Source organism: Pseudomonas sp. SJZ077 (assembly GCF_007993905.1).
GTDB lineage: Bacteria > Pseudomonadota > Gammaproteobacteria > Pseudomonadales > Pseudomonadaceae > Aquipseudomonas > Aquipseudomonas mandelii.
The window spans coordinates 72,859-93,709 of the sequence record NZ_VIUJ01000025.1 but is presented as its reverse complement, the minus strand read 5'-3'; the positions used below and the strand labels follow the sequence as shown (position 1 = coordinate 93,709).

The following is a 20,851-nucleotide window of genomic DNA, read 5'->3' as shown; positions in this document are numbered from 1 at the left end:
CGGGAAAAGACTCTTCTTTCTTTCATGGAACCTCCAAATTGGCGAAATCATATCGCCCTTAAGAGGTGTCCGGAATTATTAGGCCAGATCAGCCTCGCTCCTACAGGGTTTGTGTCGGACACAACGGGTGTGATCAACACAAAACCTGTAGGAGCGAGGCTTGCCCGCGAAGCACTTAATGTTCAGCCGCCAAAAGCGTCTTTCAGAAACCCCGGCGCAATGTAGCGCTGATAATGCGCCTCAGAGAGCAAAAAGAATTCCCGATCAATGGCGTCACGCAATTCCGGCAGGTTCCAGTCGCGAAACTCCGGCATCAGCACCATCCCGTAGGCTTCCAGGTTATTGATGACCCGCGCACCACGGGCGATCAGCTGATAAGCCCAGCAATACTCGGATTGATGCGGCACAAAGCGGATCTTGCGCTGCTCCAGTTGCAAGCGCAGGCGCTGCGGGTCGAAAATTTCCAGCTTGCTGGCCATCACCTGGGACAACAACTGCTCAAGACGCAGCCATACCGCGCGCTTTTCCTCCTCGTTGTAACCATTCCAGTTGATCACTTCATGGTGGAAACGCTTGCAGCCACGGCACACCAGATCACCGTAAACAGTGGAACAGAGGCCGACGCAGGGGGTCTTGATGGTCTGATTGGGCATAGGTCAGGAGGACACGGGAAAGCAGAACAGGCCGGCATGTTAGCCCTTTGTCTAACATTGATCACCCCTCAATCTTGAGGGGCCAACTTACCTTTAATTTTTTTTTGCCGTAGAATCAGCCAGCCTTTTAAGGCGCCAATGTCCGTTAGAAGCTGTTTTCAAAGCGTCACGAGCACAGTCGTTCCTTCAGAGCGGAGTTGGCGAAGGGTTTTTCCAGCGGGGAAAAGCTCTACGCCAACCCTCATCAGCTCCCCGTTCTGCAGGCGTAAAACTTTGAAAGCAGCTTCTGTAAGGAATTGTCGGTAATTCTGGCTAAGTGGCCCACAACGCCACGCAGCGCATGAGTACGGCAATTTCGGGATGAGCGTCCCGGACACCCATTTGGGACCACTGATGAGGGTAATAACTGTGCTTGAAGCCTACCGCAAACATATCGAAGAGCGTGCAGCACTGGGTATCGTTCCCCAGCCGCTAAACGCCGAACAAACTGCAGGCCTGGTCGAGCTGCTGAAGAATCCCCCGGCTGGCGAAGAAGCTTTCCTCGTTGACCTGATCACCAATCGCATTCCGCCAGGCGTGGACGAAGCAGCCTATGTAAAGGCCGGTTTCCTGTCTGCCCTCGCCAAAGGCGAAGCAACCTCCCCTCTGATCGACAAGAAACGCGCTGTTGAACTGCTCGGCACCATGCAGGGCGGCTACAACATCGTGACTCTGGTCAATCTGCTGGACGACGCCGAACTGGCGCCAGTCGCTGCCAAAGAACTCAAGCACACCCTGCTGATGTTCGACGCGTTCCACGACGTCGCTGAAAAAGCCAAGAACGGCAACGTACACGCTAAAGGCGTGCTGCAATCCTGGGCTGACGGCGAGTGGTTCAAGAACCGCCCTGTGCTGGCCGACAAGATCAGCCTGCGCGTGTTCAAGGTCACCGGCGAAACCAACACCGACGACCTGTCCCCTGCTCCGGACGCCTGGTCCCGCCCGGACATCCCGCTGCACGCCCTCGCCATGCTGAAAATGGCCCGTGAAGGCATCGTGCCTGACGCCCAGGGCGTCACCGGTCCGATGAAGCAGATCGAAGAAATGCGCGGTCAAGGCTTCCCGATCGCCTACGTCGGTGACGTGGTCGGTACCGGTTCTTCGCGTAAGTCCGCCACCAACTCGGTGCTGTGGTTCTTCGGTGACGACGTGCCTTTCGTGCCGAACAAGCGTGCCGGCGGTTTCTGCTTCGGCAGCAAAATCGCTCCGATCTTCTACAACACCATGGAAGATGCCGGCGCACTGCCAATCGAATTCGACGTGACCAACATGCACATGGGCGACGTGATCGACCTGTACCCGCATGCTGGCAAAGTCTGCAAACACGGCACTGACGAAGTCCTGACCACCTTCGAAATGAAGACCCCGGTACTGTTGGACGAAGTTCGTGCTGGCGGCCGTATTCCGCTGATCATCGGTCGCGGCCTGACCGACAAGGCACGTGCCGAACTGGGCCTGGGCCCTACCGATCTGTTCAAGCTGCCTGAAGCGCCTGTCGATACTGGCAAAGGCTTCACCCTGGCACAGAAAATGGTCGGCAAGGCGTGCGGTCTGCCAGAAGGCAAAGGCGTTCGTCCTGGCACCTACTGCGAACCGAAGATGACCACCGTCGGTTCTCAGGACACCACCGGTCCTATGACCCGTGACGAACTGAAAGACCTGGCGTGCCTGGGCTTCTCGACCGATCTGGTGATGCAGTCCTTCTGCCACACCGCGGCCTATCCAAAGCCGATCGACGTGACCACCCACCACACCCTGCCAGACTTCATCATGACCCGCGGCGGCGTTTCCCTGCGTCCGGGCGACGGCATCATCCACAGCTGGCTGAACCGCATGCTGCTGCCGGACACTGTCGGTACCGGTGGTGACTCGCACACCCGTTTCCCGATGGGCATTTCGTTCCCGGCCGGTTCTGGCCTGGTAGCGTTCGCCGCCGCCACTGGCGTCATGCCGCTGGACATGCCGGAATCGATCCTGGTGCGCTTCAAAGGCAAAATGCAACCGGGCGTCACCCTGCGTGACCTGGTTCACGCCATTCCTTACTTCGCGATTCAGGCTGGCCTGTTGACCGTCGAGAAGAAAGGCAAGAAGAACGCATTCTCCGGTCGCATCCTGGAAATCGAAGGCCTGGACAACCTGAGCATCGAACAAGCTTTCGAGCTGTCCGACGCCTCGGCTGAACGTTCGGCTGCCGGTTGCACCATCAAGCTGTCGAAAGAATCCATCACCGAGTACCTGAACTCCAACATCACCCTGCTGCGCTGGATGATCGGTGAAGGCTACGGCGATGCGCGTACCCTGGAACGTCGTGCTCAAGCGATGGAAGCCTGGGTTGCCAACCCTGAGCTGATGGTTGCCGATGCTGACGCCGAATACGCTGAAATCATCGAAATCGACCTGGCCGACATCAAAGAGCCTGTGCTCTGCGCGCCAAACGATCCGGACGACGCCCGTCTGCTGTCCAGCGTTGCTGGCGAGAAGATCGACGAAGTGTTCATCGGTTCGTGCATGACCAACATCGGTCACTTCCGCGCTGCCGGTAAACTGCTGGATCAGGTCAAAGGTCAGCTTCCAACCCGTCTGTGGCTGTCGCCGCCGACCAAAATGGACGCTCACCAGCTGACCGAAGAAGGCTACTACGGCATCTACGGCAAGGCCGGCGCTCGCATGGAAATGCCAGGCTGCTCGCTGTGCATGGGTAACCAGGCACGTGTAGAGCCGAACTCCACCGTGGTGTCGACATCGACCCGTAACTTCCCGAACCGTCTGGGTGACGGCGCGAACGTCTACCTGGCCTCGGCCGAGCTGGCGTCCGTTGCTTCCATCCTGGGTCGCCTGCCGACCGTCGAGGAGTACATGGAATATGCTGGCAAGATCGACAGCATGGCGGCCGACGTTTACCGCTACCTGTCCTTCGACCAGATCGCCGAGTTCCGTGAAGCTGCTGCGAACGCCAACATCCCGGTCGTTCAAGCCTAACGCTGCAACGCAATAAAAAACGCCGCCCATCGTGAGATGAGCGGCGTTTTTTTATGCCCGCAGCCCGCTACCACAGGAGTTATGTGGATGGCTTGAGGGCTTGTTGCACCGCGCCGTCGACGCTCAGGCCACTCAGAATCACCTGCTCCATTTCCTGCGTCGGTAACCGTGCGAGCACCGCTTTGGCTTCGTGCTTGAGCCGCGCCAGGATCAACAGCATGTCCAGCGCCCGCACCTGCATAAAGAACGCTTCCAGCGCTTCGATACTGGTGCCGTCCAGATCGGGGGATTCTTCCAGGCTGAGAATGATCGTATGCACCGGCGGCTCCGCGTGCCGGGCCAGGTGCAGCGCGCCACTCAGAATGCGCTCCACGTTCGCGAAAAACAGCGCCTCGCTGGGCCTCACGATCAGCACGCCGGGGATTGCCCGGGCATCGGGATGGCGCTGCAGGTCAACATAATCATGGCCGTTACCCATTTGCCCCAGCACTTGAATATCCGCCGAAGACATCTGCTTGAGCATCAGCACCACGCTGATCACCACCGCCACCAGCAAGCCGTCCAGCACGCCAAGCACCAACACGGCGGCCACCGCGCAGATCACCAGCAAGCGGTCGCGACGCCAGATGAAATACCGACCCAATGGCTGCAGGCTCAAGCCGCGCGCCAGTGCATGAATGACGATGGCCGCCAGCACCGGTTCTGGCGTCAAGGCAATCCAGGGCAACACGGTCAAGACAATCAGCAACACCACCCCCGCCGCAACCACACCGGCCAGGCGTGAACCGGCACCGGCCGCCTCATTGGCCGACGTCGCGGAGTAACCGGCGCCGCTCGGCATGCCGTGGAACAGGCCTGACAGCAGATTGGCCGCCCCGAGGGCCAGCAGGTCGCGGTTCGAGGAAACCCGGTCGCCATGCTTGAGTGCAAACGAGGTAATCGATCCATAGGATTCGGCATACAGAATCATCACCATGGCAAACGCCAATTCCCCCAGGTGCAGCCAGTCGGCAAACGGCAGCACCGGCAGCCGGGGCACTTCAAGGCTCAGGTCGATCACACCGATCAGTTTCACTCCGTAGGCCGGCAGGTTCAGCCATTGGCCGGCGGCAATGCCGAGCGCCACCACCAGCAAGCCTCCCGGTAATCGCCGAAAACGTGCGCACACCCACAACACCAGCAGCGCCACCGCGGCGACCAGCAAGCCAACCCGATTCCACTGCGCCCACTGCTCCAGCAGTTGCGGCAGGAAACGGATCAGGTTGCCATTGCTCAAGTGCACGTCAACGATGCTCGCCAGTTGCTTGAGGATGATGGTCACGGCCAGGCCCAATGCAAAGCCGCGCAGTACCGGTTTGGCGATAAATGACGTCACGCGGCCAAGCTTGAACAGTCCGGCCAACAGGAAGAAACCACCCGTCACCAGCACCAGGCCGATCGCCAGCGTCATGCGCAGCCCCGAATCACCGTTGGCCAGCGTGGCGGTGGCGGCGGCCAGCACCGCTGCCGAAGATGAAGTCGCGGAAACAATGGCAAAACGGCTGGTGCCGAACAGTCCGTAGCACAGCAACCCGGCAAACAGCGCAATCACCCCGGCCTGGGGCGGCAACGCCGCAATGCTGGAATAGGCAACAGCCTCGGGCAACAACAAACCGGCAATCGACACACCGGCCATAACGTCGAGCCAGCGGTTGGGCGTATCGGCACGGGGTTGCACCGATGCGCCGGGGGCACCTGCCATAAAGCGTCTCCAGAGAAAGGGTCAATCTGCGGCAAACGGTCTACGACGCGCTGATGCAGCCGCAAGCTTAGCCGCTAATCCTGGGGGACGGGTGCGCTGGGTCAGGGGTGTGCGTTCTTCTACGCAATAAAAAACGCCGCCCATCGAAAGATGAGCAGCGTTTATTTATGCCTGATCGTTCCCTGATCGTTCCCCCGCCCCGCGTGGGAATGATCAAAGCAGTGCTCAGGCCGTCAGCGAATAGATCAACGCCGAAATCGCCACCAGCCCCACCGCCGTCACGAAGACGTTGGACGCCTGACCTCGGAAGCGCGCCATCGCCGGCACTTTGCGGATCGCGTACATCGGCATCAGGAACAGGATCGCGGCGATGATCGGGCCACCGAGGGTTTCGATCATGCCGAGAATGCTCGGGTTCAGGGTCGCGACAATCCAGCACACCACCAGCATGAACGCGGCGGTTATGCGGTCCAGGGTCTTCGGCGCCGGGCGTTTGCCGCTTTTTACGATCAAGCCTTTGAGGCCTTCGCTGGCGCCGATGTAGTGGCCCAGGAATGACTTGGAAATGGCCACGAACGCAATCAACGGCGCCGCAAAGGCAATGGTCGGGTTACTGAAGTGGTTGGCCAGGTACGACAGGATCGACAGATTCTGCGCCTTGGCTTCCGCCAGCTGCCCCGGCGACAGGGTCAGCACGCAGCTGAAGACGAAGAACAGCACCATCGCCACCATCAAGAGGTGGGCGCGGGAGAGGATCTGCGAACTGCGTTCTTCAGCGTGTTCGCCGTAACGACGCTTCTGGTCCACCGCGAACGCCGAAATGATCGGCGAGTGGTTGAACGAGAACACCATCACCGGAATGGCCAACCACAGCGTGTGCAGCAGCGCCGACGGTTCAGGCAGGGTCGACGCCGTGGCCAGGATGCCACCGTTCCAGTGCGGAATCAGGAACACCGCGAGAAACAGCAGCGCCACGATGAACGGGTACACCATCAGGCTCATGGCCTTGACGATCGCCTGCTCGCCACAACGCACCACCGCCAGCAGGCCGAGGATCAGCACCAGCGACAGCACGGCGCGCGGGGGCGGCATGATGTGCAGTTGATGTTCAAGGAAACTGCCCACAGTGTTGGTCAGGGCCACGCTGTAGATCAGCAGGATCGGGAAGATCGCGAAGAAGTACAGCAAGGTGATCAACGCACCGGCCTTGATGCCGAAGTGTTCCTCCACCACTTCGGTGATGTCCGCGCCTTCGCGGCCGGACAACACAAAGCGGGTCAGGCCACGGTGCGCATAAAAGGTCATCGGGAATGCCAGCACCGCCAGGATCAGCAACGGCCAGAAACCTCCCAGGCCCGCGTTGATCGGCAAAAACAGAGTACCGGCTCCGATGGCCGTGCCAAACAGGCCGAGCATCCAGGTGGTGTCATGGCGATTCCAGCTAGTGAGAGTCGCTGGTGTCGCCGCTACATAGCGTTCGTCGACGCTATTGGCCTGATCATTCATCCGGTGGGATCTCCGCATTCCGGTCATTTGCTACCCGGTCAGGACGAGTCGGAAAAATCCGACGGGCAGCGCCCTGGCCGAAACAGGGGCGCGATTGTCCGGGATTAATGAACAGAAGCAAAGACTTAGCTGAGGAGTGGTTGTGCGGATCAGATCCAGACCCAGTGGGCGCGTGCCTTTGTGGCGCTCTCCTACACTTGCTCCCGTGGCGCTCTTGCATCAAATTAAATAGATGTCTTGATAAATCTATTCGATGAAGGATTAGCGTCATGTAATTTCAAATCACCTACTGACCGGCAGCCCTCTTTTACGGAGACCTCCCATGCCACTCGTTCGCGTCGATATCAAAAAGAACCAGGACCCGACCTTCGCCAAGCGCATCGGCAAACTGATCTACGCTGCCATGCATGCCACCATTGGCGTCCCCGAGAACGATAACTTCCAGATCCTCGCCGAACACGACGAGAACCACTTCATCTTTGACCCCGTTTACATGGGCATCAATCGCACGGACAACCTGGTGATCATCCAGATCACCTTGCGGGAAGGCCGCACCCTCGAGCAGAAAAAACTGCTCTACAAGACCATCGCCGAAAGCCTCAACGCTGAACTGGGTGTTCGCCTGGAAGATGTCTTCATCAATCTGGTGGAAGGCAAACCCGAGAACTGGTCATTCGGCAATGGAATCGCTCAATACGCCAACTGATTGCCGCCACGCCTGGCGTTTTACAAGGTCTCGGAGGACATCTCTCAATCGGGATAGAAACATCCTTCGACCGGGCCGACTGTTGCCGCGAAAGTCATTCACTGACACGCGCTCGACAGTTCCTTATGATGCCAGTCATCTAAACACCTTCCCTACCTGTGAGCCGCCATGCCTCGAGTCTCTCGCAAACAAGCCGAACTCAACCGCGAGATCATCGTCGAAGCCGCCACGCGACTGTTTCGCGAGCGCGGCCTGCACGGGATCAGCGTCGTCGATGTAATGGGCGCGGCCGGGTTGACCCACGGCGGGTTCTACGGTCATTTCGACTCAAAGGAAGCGCTGGCGAAAGAGGCCTGCACCCGGGCGTTCACCCAGTCGATGGAACGCTGGAAGCAGAAAATCGACGCCAACGATAACCGCGTCTCGGCCCGCACGAGCATCATCGCGCCCTACCTGTCGGCGGCCAACCGCGATAACCCGGGCGAAAGCTGCCCGGTCACGGCGTTTGCCGGCGACATGTGCCATGAAACCGCCGAAAGCGGTTTGCACCAGACCTACACCCAGGGGCTGGAAGCGTTGTTGCAGATGCTCACCCCTTTGATGGGCTCGGATCAGCCCCAAGCCAATCGCCAGCAAGCCTTGGTGGATTATTCCTTGATGGTCGGCGCGCTGACCCTGGCTCGCGCCACGCGGGGGGATGAACTGTCTGATGAGATTCTAGACGCCGCCCGACATTTTCTGACCTCCCAAGGTGAATCAGTCTGATCAACGGCGTGTGCAATCCCCGGTCGTTGCTAAACTCCTCTGGAATCAGCAATCTGAAGCAACATTCGAGATCCGACATTCAATCCCCACAGGAGCTCAGCATGCCTGCAACCGTTCTGGTACTGGTTGAAACCATCAACGATTACTTGCCGATTCTCGAACATCAGGGCTTTCACCTGATTCTGGCCCCGACGCCGGCCGAGCGCGCCGCCGCCATCTCACGGCATGGCCCGCAGATTGATGCGGTACTGACTCGCGGTCCATTGGGCTTGTACGCCGATGAAATTGCCGCCCTGCCCAACCTCAAAATCATCTGCGTGATCGGTGCCGGTTACGAACACGTCGACCTGCAAGCCGCCGCCAACCGGGACATCACCGTCACCAATGGCGCCGGCGTCAACGCCTCTTCAGTGGCCGACCATGCCATGGCGATGTTGCTGGCGCTGGTTCGCGACATTCCCCGTTGCGACGCAGCAGTACGCCGCGGCGAGTGGCCGAAAATCATGCGCCCCTCCTTGGCCGGCAAGCGCCTGGGGATCCTCGGCCTCGGCGCGGTCGGCATGGCCATCGCCAAACGCGCCGCCGCCGGCTTCGACATGACCGTGAGTTACCACAACCGCCAGCATCGCAGCGACGTCCCCTATACCTTCTGCTCGACACCGACCGAACTGGCTCGTGCCTCGGACTTTTTGATCGTTGCCACCCCTGGCGGCCTGGGCACCAAACACCTGATCAATAAACACGTCCTTGATGCCTTGGGCCCCAAAGGGTTCGTCGTGAACATCGCCCGAGCCTCGGTGATCGCCACGGCAGACCTGGTCACTGCGCTTGAGCAACGACGCATTGCCGGTGCCGCCCTGGATGTGTTCGATGCCGAGCCTCACGTGCCGGAGGCACTCAAGGCGCTGACCAACGTGATCCTGACGCCGCATGTCGCAGGGTTGTCTCCGGAGGCAACGCAAGGCACCGTGGAGTTGGTGGGTCGTAACCTGGTGGCATTCTTCTCCGGCAGTCCCGTGTTGACGCCCATTGCCCTGCCGGCCTCACTGAGTAAGGTTGCGCCTTGAGGGTCATTCAAACAGGTGTATCAAAAGCAATGATTGCCCGGCAACACGCTCACCTATAAGGGCCGTTCGTGGTTGTGGGTGCCGGGTGCGCGCATTAGATTAGCCAATAATCGCAGGCCTCCAGAATAAGCAGAAGGGATAAGCATGGCGCTTACTGACCAGTCCACCCGTATCCGCACCGGCGAAGAACTCGATGCCAGCCTGATCGATCCGTACCTCAAGGCCCACATTCCGGGCTTGAGTGGCTTGCCTCAGATCAGCCAGTTTCCAGGCGGAGCGTCGAACCTGACCTACCTGCTGGAATACCCGGAGCAGGAGTTCGTCCTGCGTCGGCCGCCGTTTGGCCACAAAGCCAAGTCCGCACACGACATGGGCCGCGAATTTCGCATTCTCAATCAACTGCGCGACGGTTTTCCGTATTGCCCCAAGGCCTATGTGCACTGCACCGACGAATCGGTGATCGGCGCCGAGTTCTACGTGATGGAACGGGTCAACGGGATCATCCTGCGCTCGGAACTGCCACCGGAACTGGGCCTGGATTCGGCGAAAACCGAAGCCTTGTGCAAAAGCTTCATCGACAAGTTCGTTGAACTGCATCGTGTCGACTACAAGGCCTTTGGCCTGGGCGACCTGGGCAAGCCCGAAGGTTATGTGGCACGGCAGATCAAGGGCTGGAGCGATCGCTACGAAAAAGCCCTGACGCCGGACGCGCCAAAGTGGGAGGCGGTCAAGGCCTGGCTCAACGACAAGATGCCGGCCGACCACCCGACCTCCAGCATCGTCCACAACGACTACCGCTTCGACAACGTGATCCTCGACCCGAACAACCCGATGCAAATCATCGGCGTGCTCGACTGGGAACTCACCACCCTCGGCGACCCGCTGATGGACCTCGGCAACACCCTCGCCTACTGGATCGAAGCCACAGACCCGGCGCCGGTGCAACTGATGCGTCGCCAGCCGAGCCACGCTCCGGGCATGCTGACCCGTCGCGAATTCGTCGATTACTACGCCCAGCGCTCTGGCATCCAGATCGACAATTTCGACTTCTATTACACCTATGGCCTGTTCCGCCTGGCCGGCATCGTGCAGCAGATCTACTACCGTTTCTTCCACGGTCAGACCCAGGACAAACGCTTCGCGCAGTTCATTCACATGAACAAACTGCTGGAGCAGATGAGCCTGCAAGTCATCCAGAAATCTACGCTCTGATCGCGGCTTTAACTACATTCCGGGCCCTAATAACAAGGAAACCTCATGTCCAAGACTCACTTGTTCGACCTCGACGGCAAAATCGCCTTCGTCTCCGGCGCCAGCCGCGGTATCGGTGAGGCCATCGCCAAACTGTTGGCCCAGCAAGGCGCCCACGTCATCGTCTCGAGCCGCAAGCTCGACGGCTGCCAGCACGTGGCCGACGCCATCATCGCCGCCGGCGGCAAAGCCACCGCCGTCGCGTGCCACATCGGTGAAATGGAACAGATCAGCCAGGTCTTCGCCGGCATCAAGGAACAGTTCGGGCGCCTGGACATCCTGGTCAACAACGCCGCGACCAACCCGCAATTCTGCAACGTACTGGACACCGACCTAGGCGCTTTCCAGAAAACCGTCGACGTCAACATCCGTGGCTACTTCTTCATGTCGGTCGAAGCCGGCAAACTGATGCGCGAAAACGGTGGCGGCAGCATCATCAACGTCGCGTCGATCAATGGCATCTCTCCGGGCATCTTCCAGGGCATCTACTCGGTGACCAAGGCCGCCGTGATCAACATGACCAAGGTGTTCGCCAAGGAATGCGCGCAGTTCGGCATCCGCTGCAACGCCCTGCTGCCGGGCCTGACCGACACCAAGTTTGCGTCGGCATTGGTGAAGAACGACGCGATCCTGAAGACCGCGTTGCAGCAGATCCCGCTCAAGCGCGTAGCGGATCCGAGCGAGATGGCCGGCGCGGTGCTGTACCTCGCCAGCGATGCGTCGAGCTACACGACCGGGGTTTCGTTGAATGTGGATGGCGGATTCTTGTCCTGATTGACTGATCAGGATGAACAAAAGGCAGCCTCAGGGCTGCCTTTTGCCGAGCGGACTCCGGCTTACTTTTTACGCAATCGCACCCTCGTCACTCGTCGTTCTTCGACCTCCACAACGGTCATGCTCCACTCCTGCCAATCGAGCTTGTCGCCAATGACCGGCAGACGATCCAGCAAGCTCATGACCAACCCTGCGAGCGTCTGATAGTCATCAGTCGCTTTAGCCTGGAAGCCAATGTGTTCGCGAATTTGGCTGAGATTCAGCGCACCACTGACGAGGAAGCCTCCCTCCTCGACAACGATGTTCGGGCCTTCAATTTCACTGGCATCCGGCAGCTCACCCGCGATGGATTCGAGAATGTCGGTCATGGTCAAAATACCCATGAAGTCACCGAATTCGTTCACCACGAACGCGATGTGAGTCGACTCTTTGCGCATCTGTTCCAGTGCGTTGAGAATCGAGAAGTTGTCCAGCAAGTTGATGGCCTGGCGGGCAATGGTTTCCAGGTTGGGCTGGTGCCCGGCCAACAGCTCTTTGAGCAGCTCCTTCTTGTGGACGAACCCCAAAGGTTCATCAACGCGCCCACTGCGGATCAACGGCAATCGGGAGTACGGCGAGTGCATCAGCTGGGTGCGGATTTTTTCCGCAGAATCGGCCAGGTCAATATGGTCGATTTCCGCACGCGGAGTCATGACGCCGCGTATCGGGCGTTCCGCCAACTGCAGCACGCCACTGATCATGACGCGCTCCCGTCGATGGAAAACCTGCTCGGCCTCTGCACCTGACAGCATGTCTGCGATTTCCTCGCCGACTTCATCGGCCCCCAGCTTGTGGCCACCCAGCAAACGCAAAACGGCATGCGCGGTACGCTCACGCATAGGGCGATGACCTTGCACACTCTTCTTGCGGCGTGAGCGAGCCACCTGATTGAACAACTCGATCAGGATCGAGAAGCCGATCGCTGCGTAGAGATAGCCTTTCGGAATGTGGAAGCCAAGGCCCTCAGCGGTGAGGCTGAAGCCGATCATCATCAAGAAACCCAGGCAGAGCATGATGACGGTGGGGTGCCCGTTGACGAAATTGGTCAATGGCTTGCTTGCGATGATCATCAAGCCAATGGAGAAAATCACAGCGATCATCATGACCGACAAGTGCTCCACCATGCCCACGGCAGTGATCACAGCGTCCAGCGAGAAGACGGCATCCAGCACCACAATTTGCGCAACGATAGGCCAGAACATCGCATAGGCCGCATTGCCTGTGCGTTGTGTCACATGCCCTTCAAGTCGCTCATGCAATTCCATGGTGGCCTTGAACAACAAGAACACACCACCGAACAGCATGATCAAATCCCGGCCCGAGAACGTCTTGTCGAAGACCTCGAACAAAGGTTCGGTCAGGGTGACCATCCAGGAGATGCTCGCGAGCAAGCCAAGACGCATCAGCAATGCAAGGGACAGCCCGATGACACGCGCGCGATCTCGCTGCTCTGGCGGTAGCTTGTCAGCCAGGATGGCAATGAACACAAGGTTGTCGATGCCGAGCACCAGCTCCAGCACGATCAGGGTCAGCAGGCCAAGCCAGGCCGTGGGATCAGCAATCCATTCCATAGGAATTATTCAGTCTCTCGTAGAGTGGGGGCGAATGAGTGAATGGCAGAAACACACGAACGCCTGCTCGACGGAGCGGATGCGATGTTCAGGGCACATGGCGCAAGAAAGAAAGGTTTCACCGAGCGCAGGCAAGGAAGTGAACCCTTCGAGATGGCACGGTCAGTCCTGGAGAAGGACATCACTGAGCAACCTGCAGCCGGGATTTCGAGGTTAAGCGATATTAGAAAGCGAGACCTGCGCCGAATAGCGAAGGCCGAATGGATACAGGGTGTGGATTGAAAAAAGCGACTGGGAGGCTCCAGGAGGGTGTTCATATAGACCTGAAAGAAATGGGGGATGAGATCCTACAATGTTTCGGAGCGCCTCATACGAGACGAGTTATTTCAGAATCTGACAGAGTGGTAAAAGAGATCAGCAAGAGTGGTCCACCGAATATTCCACCAATGACTCGCCCCCTCACCTTCCAGCACCGCTTACTGAGCGCATAGCGTTGTTGCCATTTCGCTGATCCCATACATATAACGAATTATTATTCCACCAATTGCATTTTAAGAATTTATATTCCATAAATAGCGTCCCAACAACAAAAATCTCAAAAGGCCCCCAGCTATGCGCGAACTCGGTATCGGACTCATCGGCACAGGTTTCATGGGTCGGGCCCACGCCCTGGCCTTTCGCAATGTCAGCGCGGTGTTCGAGCTCCCGCTGAAGCTCAGGCTGGCGGCCCTCGCCGACGTCGATCCACATCGTGCACGGCACTGTGCCGACGCCTGGAGTTTCGAAACCGCTCACACCGACTGGCAACAGCTGATCGATGATCCCAAGGTCAATCTGGTCGCCATCACTACGCCCAATCACCTCCACTACCCCATGGCCATGGCCGCCCTCGCGGCGGGTAAAGCGGTGTATTGCGAGAAGCCTCTGGCGGTGAATCTGCAGCAAGCCAACGCGATGCGTCAGGCCGCCAACGCAGCGGGCATCGTGACGCGGGTGGGTTACAACTATCAGCACAACCCGATGATCGGGCTGGCCAGGGAGCTGATCGACAGCGGCAAACTGGGGCAGCTCATCAGTTTTCAGGGCGAATTCAGCGAAGACTTCATGGCCGATCCTGCTTCGCCGTGGTCGTGGCGCTGCGATGCCGATCACGCGGGCGGCGCGCTGGCGGATCTGGGCAGTCATTTACTGGCGATGGCGCGCTATCTGATGGGCGATGTCGAATCAGTGTGCGCCGACGCTCAAACCGTGCACCGGCAGCGTCCTGCGACGTCAGGCAGCCAGGAGCAACGGCCCATTGCAGTCGACGATCAGGTCCACGCGCTGCTGCGGTTTGCCAACGGCGCACGCGGTACGTTCAGCAGCAGTTGGCTCAAGCATGGCTACAAGAACCACCTGAGCTTCGAGATCAGCGGCACTGAAGGCACGCTGGCGTTCGACCAGGAGCGCTTGAACGAGCTGCGCCTGTATCGCGCCGGCCAGGACGGTTTCCAGCGCTTGCTCGCCGGACCGAACCTGCCGGGTTACGCGGCGTTCAGCCCGGCGGCGGGTCATCAGCTGGGATACAACGAACTCAAGACGCTAGAGGTACATGACCTGGTGATGGCCCTGGCCGGCCTTTCCCAGGGCGGGACTGACTTTGAGCAAGCGTGGGAAGTTGAACGTCTGGCGACGGCGATCCGGTTGGCGGCAAGCGAGTCACGCTGGGTCAGGATCGAGGATGTCTGAGGTTCAGGCCCCCAGGTGTCGGCACCCGTGAGGGTGCCGGATCATTGCGCATTCAACACATGAAGAAAGCAACGAAGAAAGCAACGAAGCAGTCACTCAGACCTACTGAGTGACACAACGGGTCACTTTCGTTTGCCGGGTCACTTCCTCGGTCACTCTTGCATCGCCCATCACATCCGTTTGTTCAGTGGTTTCGCAGGTGCGCTGCGGAACAGGCGGTGGTGCGGCGGGCGGTGGAGGTGGCGGACTGGCGCAACCGCTGAGCATCGCTACGCAAAAGGCGAGCGACAGGGGCGAAAAAGCACGTTTCCCAAGACTGTTCATAGGCTGTCCCGCGATAAGTCATCGACACTTTCCGCGACCCGACACCCCTACCGCGTAGCCGCGGATTGGTCACAGAAAATAATACCCTCGCATTTCTTATAGCCTAGCCCGCCGCCGTTGCCAGTCAATAAGGCACTTAACTCGTTTTCAACACTGAAAAACGACAGCTACGAAACCGAGTCCTGCCTCTGATGCAAATTGTTGCTTTCGAGCTCGTAACGCAGCTCCTCAATCAACGAAGCGACCGCTTCCGGCGTTCTGAGGTGAGCGACACTCAGCCCACTGACCACCAGATCCACCTGCCCCGACGCCGGGTGATACAGCTTCACCGTCACCGAGTTGTCCCCTGACACGCTGCAATCACAAGCCAGCGGGGAAAAGTGCTGTTCCAGTTGCGCACGCAATTGCGCCAGATAAATCATTGCGATTCACCCATGGGCCGGCTGACCCCGTCGACTGAAAACTGGTTGAATTGGCCGAGCATACGACTGTTCCTTAAGCTGTTTCGTAGAGGACGCGATACCGACCAAAGGCCCGTTTCGCACCCTGACAGGTTAGGAACTGCTGCACCCCGCCAGAACCTCCATTTGCACTGCCTCGTCTAGTGCATTTGCACCTTAACGCTGGCCTTTGGGCCGCCACTCACTGGAGAACAAACCTCGCTCCCGCGCCCACACAATTGCTTCGCTGCGACTGTGCACATCCAGCTTGGAATACACCGTCGACACGTGGTTGCGCACAGTGTTGGGCGCCAGTTTCAGGCGTGCCGCGATTTCCTTGTCCGCCAGGCCTTCGCAGATCAGGCCGAGCACATCGCGCTCGCGGGCGGTCAGGTCGGTGAAGGACACGCTGGGTAACTGCGGCGAGTTAATGTTCTTCACGTTGGCGAGTTTTTCGATCAACGTACGGGTGAACCAGGAAGCGTCTTTCATCACTTCTTCGATCGCCGCCACCAGTTCCAGCTCGGTACGTTTGCGTTCGGTGATGTTCATCAACACCAGCAGGTAGCACGGGTTGTCCTGAATGTTCACGGTGTCGGCCGACACCGTGCAGTCAATCACGCTCGAGTCTTTCCTACGGATTCTGACATCGACCCGATCCAGGCTTCCCGCCTTCTCCAGCGCCGCGAAAAGCCGTGTGCGCGCGCCCTTGTCATCGATAAAGTCGAGTTCGGCAACGGTTTTTCCGAGCACCTCTTCACTGGGGTACGCGAGGGTATCCAGGAAGGCTTCGTTGACGTCGATCACCACCTGATCCTGTGCACCACAGACCAGCGTCGGCACCGGCGTCAGGCGAAACGCCTTGGCGAACCGCTCCTCGCTCTGGCGCAGGGCAACCTCGGCCTTGTGCCGCGGCTCCATGTCGACGAAGGAAAACAGCATGCAGTCTTCCTCGTTGAACTCCAGCGGCTGACCGGCGACGATCACCTGCTTGCTGCCGCCTTCAGGCAGTTTCAGCTCAGCCTGCATCTGCGGGATCGTGGCGTGCTCGCGCAGACGCTCGATGGCCAGGTCCCTGTTTTCGGCGCCGTCCAGAATGTCCAGCTCATAGGTCGAAGTCCCGATCACCTGATCGCGGGCATAGCCAGTCATTTCCAGGAAGCCCGAATTGACTTTGATGTAACGCAAATCGCTGAGACGACAGATCACCGCCGGTGCCGGGTTCGCATTGAACGTCTTTTCGAAACGCTGCTCGGCGCTCGCCCATTCCGTGACATCGTCCATGATCAACACCAGCGACTCCGCCTCGCCGGCGCTGTCGGCGAGGACCATGCTGCGCACGTTATGAACCCACATGCGTTCCTCATCGTCGACCAGCGTCACCTCGACCAGCACATCGGCGAAGGTCTCGCCCTTGGCGACGCGGCTGATCGGGTAGTTCTCTGGCGGCACCGGGTGATTATTGCGATAGCGCAAGGCGAAGCGCTTGGCGTACTCCTTGGCATTGGCGCCCAACTCGCCGATCTGACTGACGCCATGCATGGCCAGCGCGGCTTCATTGGCCCACACAATGGTCTGGTCGAGTTCCAGCAAAATCACCCCATCGGACAAACCGGCGATGATTTGCTGCAACTGACGGCGATTGGCTTCGGTGGTCAGGACGTCCTGGCTCATTGGATCTCCACGGGTGCAGCGGCGCAGTGATGCGCCGCTCTGTGAAGATTACGACCGCAGGGGGTTGGGATAGTGCAAAGCACCTGAAGCTGCACTGACTGCGCAGCCTCACAGGCTCGATAGCCGCTACAGCGGCCGGGCAAGGCGTTCGGCGAGGGCTTTGGCCTGACTGGCGACGTCGGTGACGGCCGTGCTTTCCCACCACATGCCGCGCAACGGCGGGCCCATGGCGAACAGCCGTTGGGCGACCTGTCCGTCAGCGTCCAGCACCGCGCCATCAACCGCCGCCGCAATCCCCAACGCCAATGGCCCCGGGCGAATCAGCCCGCGCGCCAGCAGTTGTTGCGGCAGCGGTCGGGCCACCCGACGCCAGTCGTATTCGATGCCGCTGGAATTGATCAACGCTGCGCCGCTGACCACCGTGGTTTCAACCTCGCCACGACGGCGGATGCGGATGCTCACCCGCCCCTCGACCGTCGATTCCAGCCCTTTGAACGACGCCGCCTGGATCCGCAACCGCCCTTCCTTGTGCAGCCGCGCCACCAACTCGGCACTCAACGGTGGCGAGCGGTGGTGATGACTTTCCCACCAGGGCCGCACATGCCGCACAAACTGTCGGCGCTGCACGTCCGTCGCCTGATTCCACAACCGGCCGATATGCGCCCGCACGGTATCGAGCGGCGCCTGCCAGTCGATGCCTTGAGCGATGGCGTTCCGGCAATGCCGGCGCAGTTCGCGCACCAGCTGTCGAGGCGTGCGAATGCTCTGATCCTCAGCGAGAAAATCCACCCAGGCCGGCGGCTGCCGACGCACGTGCGGCAGCAAGCCGTGCCGGGAAAACACTTCAATCGGGCCACGATGCCCGGCCTGCTCCAACGACACCACGGCATCGACCATGGTCAGGCCCGAACCGATGATCAACACCGTCGACTGCGGGTCCAGCCGGCGCATGGCCGCGACATCCCACGGATCCAGCGCCGCAGCGTTCAAACCGCTGGATTCGGTCTGCGGGGTGCGCGCAGCGGGAAACATCCCCGTGGCCAGCACCGCGTAAGCGCCTTGCAAGCGTTGCCCGTCACTCAAGGTCAGCCATACCGAATCATCCCCGGTTTGCAGATCGACCACCTCGGCCCGCACGTGCTCGACCGTCGAACCGTCCACCGCCCCCACCGCCTGCGCTTGCGCCAAGCGCTGCTGCACGTACACCCCGAACAGGCCCCGGGGCGGGAACAACTCACTGATCGGCACATGCTGCTCATCGGACTCCGGCCAACCACCGGCCGCGATGTGTTCGGTAAGCCATTGGGTCAGGTCGTCAGCGTTGTCCGGGTCAACGCTCATGCGCGCAGCGTTGCCGTTGAGCGTATGACCCAGCTCGACCGCGCTGTACGCCTCGCCGCGCCCGAGTTCCGCGCGCGGCTCGATCACCAGCACCGAACGCTTGCCAGGCAATCGCAACAGCTGCGCCGCCAGCATCGCGCCGCTGAGGCCGCCGCCGACGATCAGGATGTCCGCCTGGCGGATGGCGTCGGTCGCCTGTGCGCGCTGGGTTTGAGTCATGGCGTTCTCACTGGTCAATGTTTACCTGAATAGAAACCGGGCAGGTCGCCCCGCGCCAGCAACGACTCGGCCGGTATCGAGGACGTAAGCCGTCGATGCGTAGTCGAGTGCCACGTTAATGTTTTGCTCGGCAATCAGAAAGCTCACCTGCTCGGCACGATTGAGTTGCGCGACGATCTCAACAATCTCCGGGACGATAATAGGCGCCAAACCCATGGAGGGTTCATCAAGCAGTACCAAAGTAGGACGTGTCATCAGCGCCCGGCCGATGGCGACCAGGTAACTCATCGTTTCCGCTGAGCGATAGTCCGCAGTCAAATCACCACGTTGCGCACAAACCGCGTCGCCACAACCCCATCATTGCGGTAGGCATGCGGCTGGTTGCTGGGGAACATGTAGAACTCGCCGGCGGCGATCTCATGCGGCGTGTCGCCCAGCATCAAGGTCAGGCAGCCTTCAAATACAAAGATCTGCTCACTCCAGCCCTCGGCATCCGGTTGCGAGGGGTAGATTTCTCCTGGTTGCAGGCACCACTCCCATTGCTCCACCTCGCGGGTAGCGGTGGCTTTGGACAGCAGAACGGCTTTGCTCCCGGGGATCGTACCGGCCCAGGCCACTTCGTTGATACGGCTCGGATCTCGGGCATCCGGCGCCTGGATCAAATCACTGAACGCCACGTCCAGCGCTTCGGCCACGCGATCGAGGGTGGTCAGGCTGACGTTTTTCTCGCCAGCCTCGATCGCCACCAGCATGCGACGGCTAACTCCGGACTTTTCGGCCAGCGCGGTCTGGCTCATATCGGCGGCATGGCGCAGGCGTCGGACGTTCTGGCTGACGTGCTGGAGGACCGAAGCCCGCGGGGTAGAATCTTTGTGCACTATATTGCTCACTCGGTGGGGTTGGGCAGTATACTGCGCAACATTCGACGCATTGTGCGTCGCCCTCAGGTAGCGCGCAAGGTCATGACGTCTGTGAACCCCTCTCACACTTCTCCCCGTTTCTCTCGGTTCAGCAAGGCCGAGTGCGTGCTGGTGCTGATCACCATGGTCTGGGGCGGGACATTCCTGCTGGTGCAGCATGCAATGACCGTCAGCGGGCCGATGTTTTTCGTCGGCCTGCGCTTTGCCGCGGCGGCAATCATTGTTGCGTTGTTCTCATGGCGTCACCTACGGGACCTGACCCTGTTCGAACTCAAGGCCGGTGCCTTTATCGGCGTGGCGATCATGCTCGGTTACGGCTTGCAGACCGTGGGTTTGCAAAGTATTCCCAGCAGTCAGTCGGCGTTTATTACCGCGTTGTACGTGCCCTTCGTGCCGTTGCTGCAATGGCTGGTGCTGGGGCGGCGTCCGGGGCTGATGCCGAGCATCGGGATCATGCTGGCGTTTACCGGGTTGATGTTGCTGTCCGGGCCTGCGGGCGCTTCCTTTAATTTCAGCCCCGGTGAAATCGCCACGCTCATCAGCGCGGTCGCGATTGCGGCAGAGATCATTCTGATCAGCACCTATGCCGGTCAGGTCGATGTGCGCCGGGTGACGGTGGTGCAACTGGCGACCACGTCGGTGCTGGCGTTCCTGATGGTGGTGCCGACCCAGGAAGTGATTCCGGATTTCTCGTGGTTGTTGCTGTGCAGTGCACTGGGCCTGGGCGCAGCGAGCGCGGCAATCCAAGTGGCGATGAACTGGGCGCAGAAGAGCGTATCGCCGACTCGGGCGACGTTGATCTATGCGGGCGAGCCGGTGTGGGCCGGGATTGTCGGGCGGATCGCCGGGGAGCGGTTGCCGGCGATTGCTCTGGTGGGTGCGGGGTTAATTGTGGCGGCGGTGATAGTGAGTGAGTTGAAGACCAAGGGTAAGGCAGCTGCGACCGAAGAAGAGTTGGAACGGGAAATCCAAGGTTAAGCTTTAAGATTTTCAGTGCCTGGCGGATTGCCTTCGCGGGCAAGCCTCGCTCCTACGGGTTTTGTGTCGATACCCGAACTTGCGAACGACAAAAACCCGTAGGAGCGAGGCTTGCCCGCGAAGGGGCCGGACCCGC

At 59.7% G+C, this 20,851-nt stretch carries 16 protein-coding genes and 1 pseudogene; 8 read left to right on the top strand and 9 right to left on the bottom strand.

Annotation, left to right across the window (positions count from 1 at the left end; translation table 11 throughout):
• Positions 1 to 182: 182 nt before the first annotated feature.
• Positions 183 to 653 carry a DUF1289 domain-containing protein gene (locus FBY01_RS27775; RefSeq protein WP_010459705.1) on the bottom strand — a complete coding sequence of 157 codons (471 nt, stop codon included), beginning with the start codon at positions 651 to 653 and terminating at the stop codon, positions 183 to 185.
• A gap of 408 nt (positions 654 to 1,061) precedes the next feature.
• On the opposite strand from FBY01_RS27775, the gene acnB reads away from it, so the two are divergent.
• Entirely contained in the window at positions 1,062 to 3,671 is a 2,610-nt protein-coding gene (gene acnB / locus FBY01_RS27770) for a bifunctional aconitate hydratase 2/2-methylisocitrate dehydratase (RefSeq protein ID WP_010459703.1), read from the top strand.
• A gap of 79 nt (positions 3,672 to 3,750) precedes the next feature.
• Here the strand turns inward: acnB and FBY01_RS27765 are convergent, their stop codons facing one another.
• Positions 3,751 to 5,412 carry a SulP family inorganic anion transporter gene (locus tag FBY01_RS27765; RefSeq protein WP_010459701.1) on the bottom strand — a complete coding sequence of 554 codons (1,662 nt, stop codon included), beginning with the start codon at positions 5,410 to 5,412 and terminating at the stop codon, positions 3,751 to 3,753.
• A gap of 225 nt (positions 5,413 to 5,637) precedes the next feature.
• Positions 5,638 to 6,918 (bottom strand): serine/threonine transporter, encoded by a 1,281-nt coding sequence (locus tag FBY01_RS27760; RefSeq protein WP_145310288.1) that lies wholly within the window; start codon positions 6,916 to 6,918, stop codon positions 5,638 to 5,640.
• 322 nt (positions 6,919 to 7,240) lie between these two features.
• Here FBY01_RS27760 and FBY01_RS27755 point away from each other — a divergent pair, with 322 nt between their 5' ends.
• From FBY01_RS27755 to FBY01_RS27735, 5 genes are all read left to right on the top strand, one after another.
• Positions 7,241 to 7,624 carry a tautomerase family protein gene (locus FBY01_RS27755; RefSeq protein ID WP_010459697.1) on the top strand — a complete coding sequence of 128 codons (384 nt, stop codon included), beginning with the start codon at positions 7,241 to 7,243 and terminating at the stop codon, positions 7,622 to 7,624.
• A 168-nt stretch (positions 7,625 to 7,792) separates the two neighbouring features.
• The gene (locus tag FBY01_RS27750) at positions 7,793 to 8,389 is read left to right on the top strand and encodes a TetR/AcrR family transcriptional regulator (RefSeq protein ID WP_077749703.1); all 597 of its coding nucleotides are present in this window, start codon (positions 7,793 to 7,795) and stop codon (positions 8,387 to 8,389) included.
• 101 nt (positions 8,390 to 8,490) lie between these two features.
• Complete coding sequence (locus FBY01_RS27745) at positions 8,491 to 9,456, top strand: 2-hydroxyacid dehydrogenase (protein ID WP_010459693.1); 966 nt, start codon at positions 8,491 to 8,493, stop codon at positions 9,454 to 9,456.
• A gap of 144 nt (positions 9,457 to 9,600) precedes the next feature.
• Positions 9,601 to 10,668 carry a phosphotransferase family protein gene (locus FBY01_RS27740; RefSeq protein ID WP_010459691.1) on the top strand — a complete coding sequence of 356 codons (1,068 nt, stop codon included), beginning with the start codon at positions 9,601 to 9,603 and terminating at the stop codon, positions 10,666 to 10,668.
• A 45-nt stretch (positions 10,669 to 10,713) separates the two neighbouring features.
• Positions 10,714 to 11,481 (top strand): SDR family oxidoreductase, encoded by a 768-nt coding sequence (locus tag FBY01_RS27735; RefSeq protein WP_010459689.1) that lies wholly within the window; start codon positions 10,714 to 10,716, stop codon positions 11,479 to 11,481.
• Positions 11,482 to 11,543: 62 nt separating this feature from the next.
• Here FBY01_RS27735 and FBY01_RS27730 read toward each other — a convergent pair whose 3' ends face one another.
• A complete protein-coding gene (locus FBY01_RS27730) occupies positions 11,544 to 13,091 on the bottom strand; it encodes a TerC family protein (RefSeq protein ID WP_010459687.1) in 1,548 nt (515 codons plus the stop codon).
• A 612-nt stretch (positions 13,092 to 13,703) separates the two neighbouring features.
• Between FBY01_RS27730 and FBY01_RS27725 the strand changes: the two genes are divergently transcribed.
• Positions 13,704 to 14,819, top strand: coding sequence for a Gfo/Idh/MocA family protein (locus FBY01_RS27725; protein ID WP_145310290.1), 1,116 nt, complete (start codon positions 13,704 to 13,706; stop codon positions 14,817 to 14,819).
• A 491-nt stretch (positions 14,820 to 15,310) separates the two neighbouring features.
• Here FBY01_RS27725 and FBY01_RS27720 read toward each other — a convergent pair whose 3' ends face one another.
• The 5 genes and pseudogenes from FBY01_RS27720 to FBY01_RS27700 form a co-directional block, all read right to left on the bottom strand.
• Positions 15,311 to 15,565, bottom strand: a complete 255-nt coding sequence (locus FBY01_RS27720; protein WP_010459680.1) for a DUF1652 domain-containing protein — start codon at positions 15,563 to 15,565, stop codon at positions 15,311 to 15,313.
• A gap of 195 nt (positions 15,566 to 15,760) precedes the next feature.
• Entirely contained in the window at positions 15,761 to 17,257 is a 1,497-nt protein-coding gene (locus tag FBY01_RS27715) for a helix-turn-helix transcriptional regulator (protein WP_145310293.1), read from the bottom strand.
• Positions 17,258 to 17,383: 126 nt separating this feature from the next.
• Positions 17,384 to 18,817, bottom strand: a complete 1,434-nt coding sequence (locus tag FBY01_RS27710) for an FAD/NAD(P)-binding protein (RefSeq protein ID WP_145310296.1) — start codon at positions 18,815 to 18,817, stop codon at positions 17,384 to 17,386.
• 14 nt (positions 18,818 to 18,831) lie between these two features.
• Positions 18,832 to 19,096: pseudogene (locus FBY01_RS27705) on the bottom strand (ABC transporter ATP-binding protein); the annotation flags it as partial.
• 35 nt (positions 19,097 to 19,131) lie between these two features.
• A complete protein-coding gene (locus FBY01_RS27700) occupies positions 19,132 to 19,695 on the bottom strand; it encodes a helix-turn-helix domain-containing protein (protein WP_077749709.1) in 564 nt (187 codons plus the stop codon).
• Here FBY01_RS27700 and FBY01_RS27695 point away from each other — a divergent pair.
• Positions 19,690 to 20,715: a DMT family transporter gene (locus tag FBY01_RS27695; protein ID WP_083376928.1), complete on the top strand. Its 1,026-nt coding sequence runs from the start codon at positions 19,690 to 19,692 to the stop codon at positions 20,713 to 20,715. The two genes, FBY01_RS27700 and FBY01_RS27695, sit on opposite strands and share 6 nt — an antisense overlap.
• Positions 20,716 to 20,851 lie beyond the last annotated feature (136 nt).

Excerpts from the sequence above, each read along its gene's own strand:
- FBY01_RS27735 (WP_010459689.1), top strand. The coding sequence starts at position 10,714 with ATGTCCAAGACTCACTTGTTCGACCTCGACGGCAAAATCGCCTTCGTC.
- FBY01_RS27755 (WP_010459697.1), top strand. The coding sequence starts at position 7,241 with ATGCCACTCGTTCGCGTCGATATCAAAAAGAACCAGGACCCGACCTTC.
- FBY01_RS27750 (WP_077749703.1), top strand. The coding sequence starts at position 7,793 with ATGCCTCGAGTCTCTCGCAAACAAGCCGAACTCAACCGCGAGATCATC.
- FBY01_RS27740 (WP_010459691.1), top strand. The coding sequence starts at position 9,601 with ATGGCGCTTACTGACCAGTCCACCCGTATCCGCACCGGCGAAGAACTC.
- FBY01_RS27745 (WP_010459693.1), top strand. The coding sequence starts at position 8,491 with ATGCCTGCAACCGTTCTGGTACTGGTTGAAACCATCAACGATTACTTG.
- FBY01_RS27765 (WP_010459701.1), bottom strand. The coding sequence starts at position 5,412 with ATGGCAGGTGCCCCCGGCGCATCGGTGCAACCCCGTGCCGATACGCCC.
- FBY01_RS27760 (WP_145310288.1), bottom strand. The coding sequence starts at position 6,918 with ATGAATGATCAGGCCAATAGCGTCGACGAACGCTATGTAGCGGCGACA.
- FBY01_RS27775 (WP_010459705.1), bottom strand. The coding sequence starts at position 653 with ATGCCCAATCAGACCATCAAGACCCCCTGCGTCGGCCTCTGTTCCACT.
- FBY01_RS27725 (WP_145310290.1), top strand. The coding sequence starts at position 13,704 with ATGCGCGAACTCGGTATCGGACTCATCGGCACAGGTTTCATGGGTCGG.
- FBY01_RS27730 (WP_010459687.1), bottom strand. The coding sequence starts at position 13,091 with ATGGAATGGATTGCTGATCCCACGGCCTGGCTTGGCCTGCTGACCCTG.
- FBY01_RS27715 (WP_145310293.1), bottom strand. The coding sequence starts at position 17,257 with ATGAGCCAGGACGTCCTGACCACCGAAGCCAATCGCCGTCAGTTGCAG.
- FBY01_RS27720 (WP_010459680.1), bottom strand. The coding sequence starts at position 15,565 with ATGATTTATCTGGCGCAATTGCGTGCGCAACTGGAACAGCACTTTTCC.
- FBY01_RS27710 (WP_145310296.1), bottom strand. The coding sequence starts at position 18,817 with ATGACTCAAACCCAGCGCGCACAGGCGACCGACGCCATCCGCCAGGCG.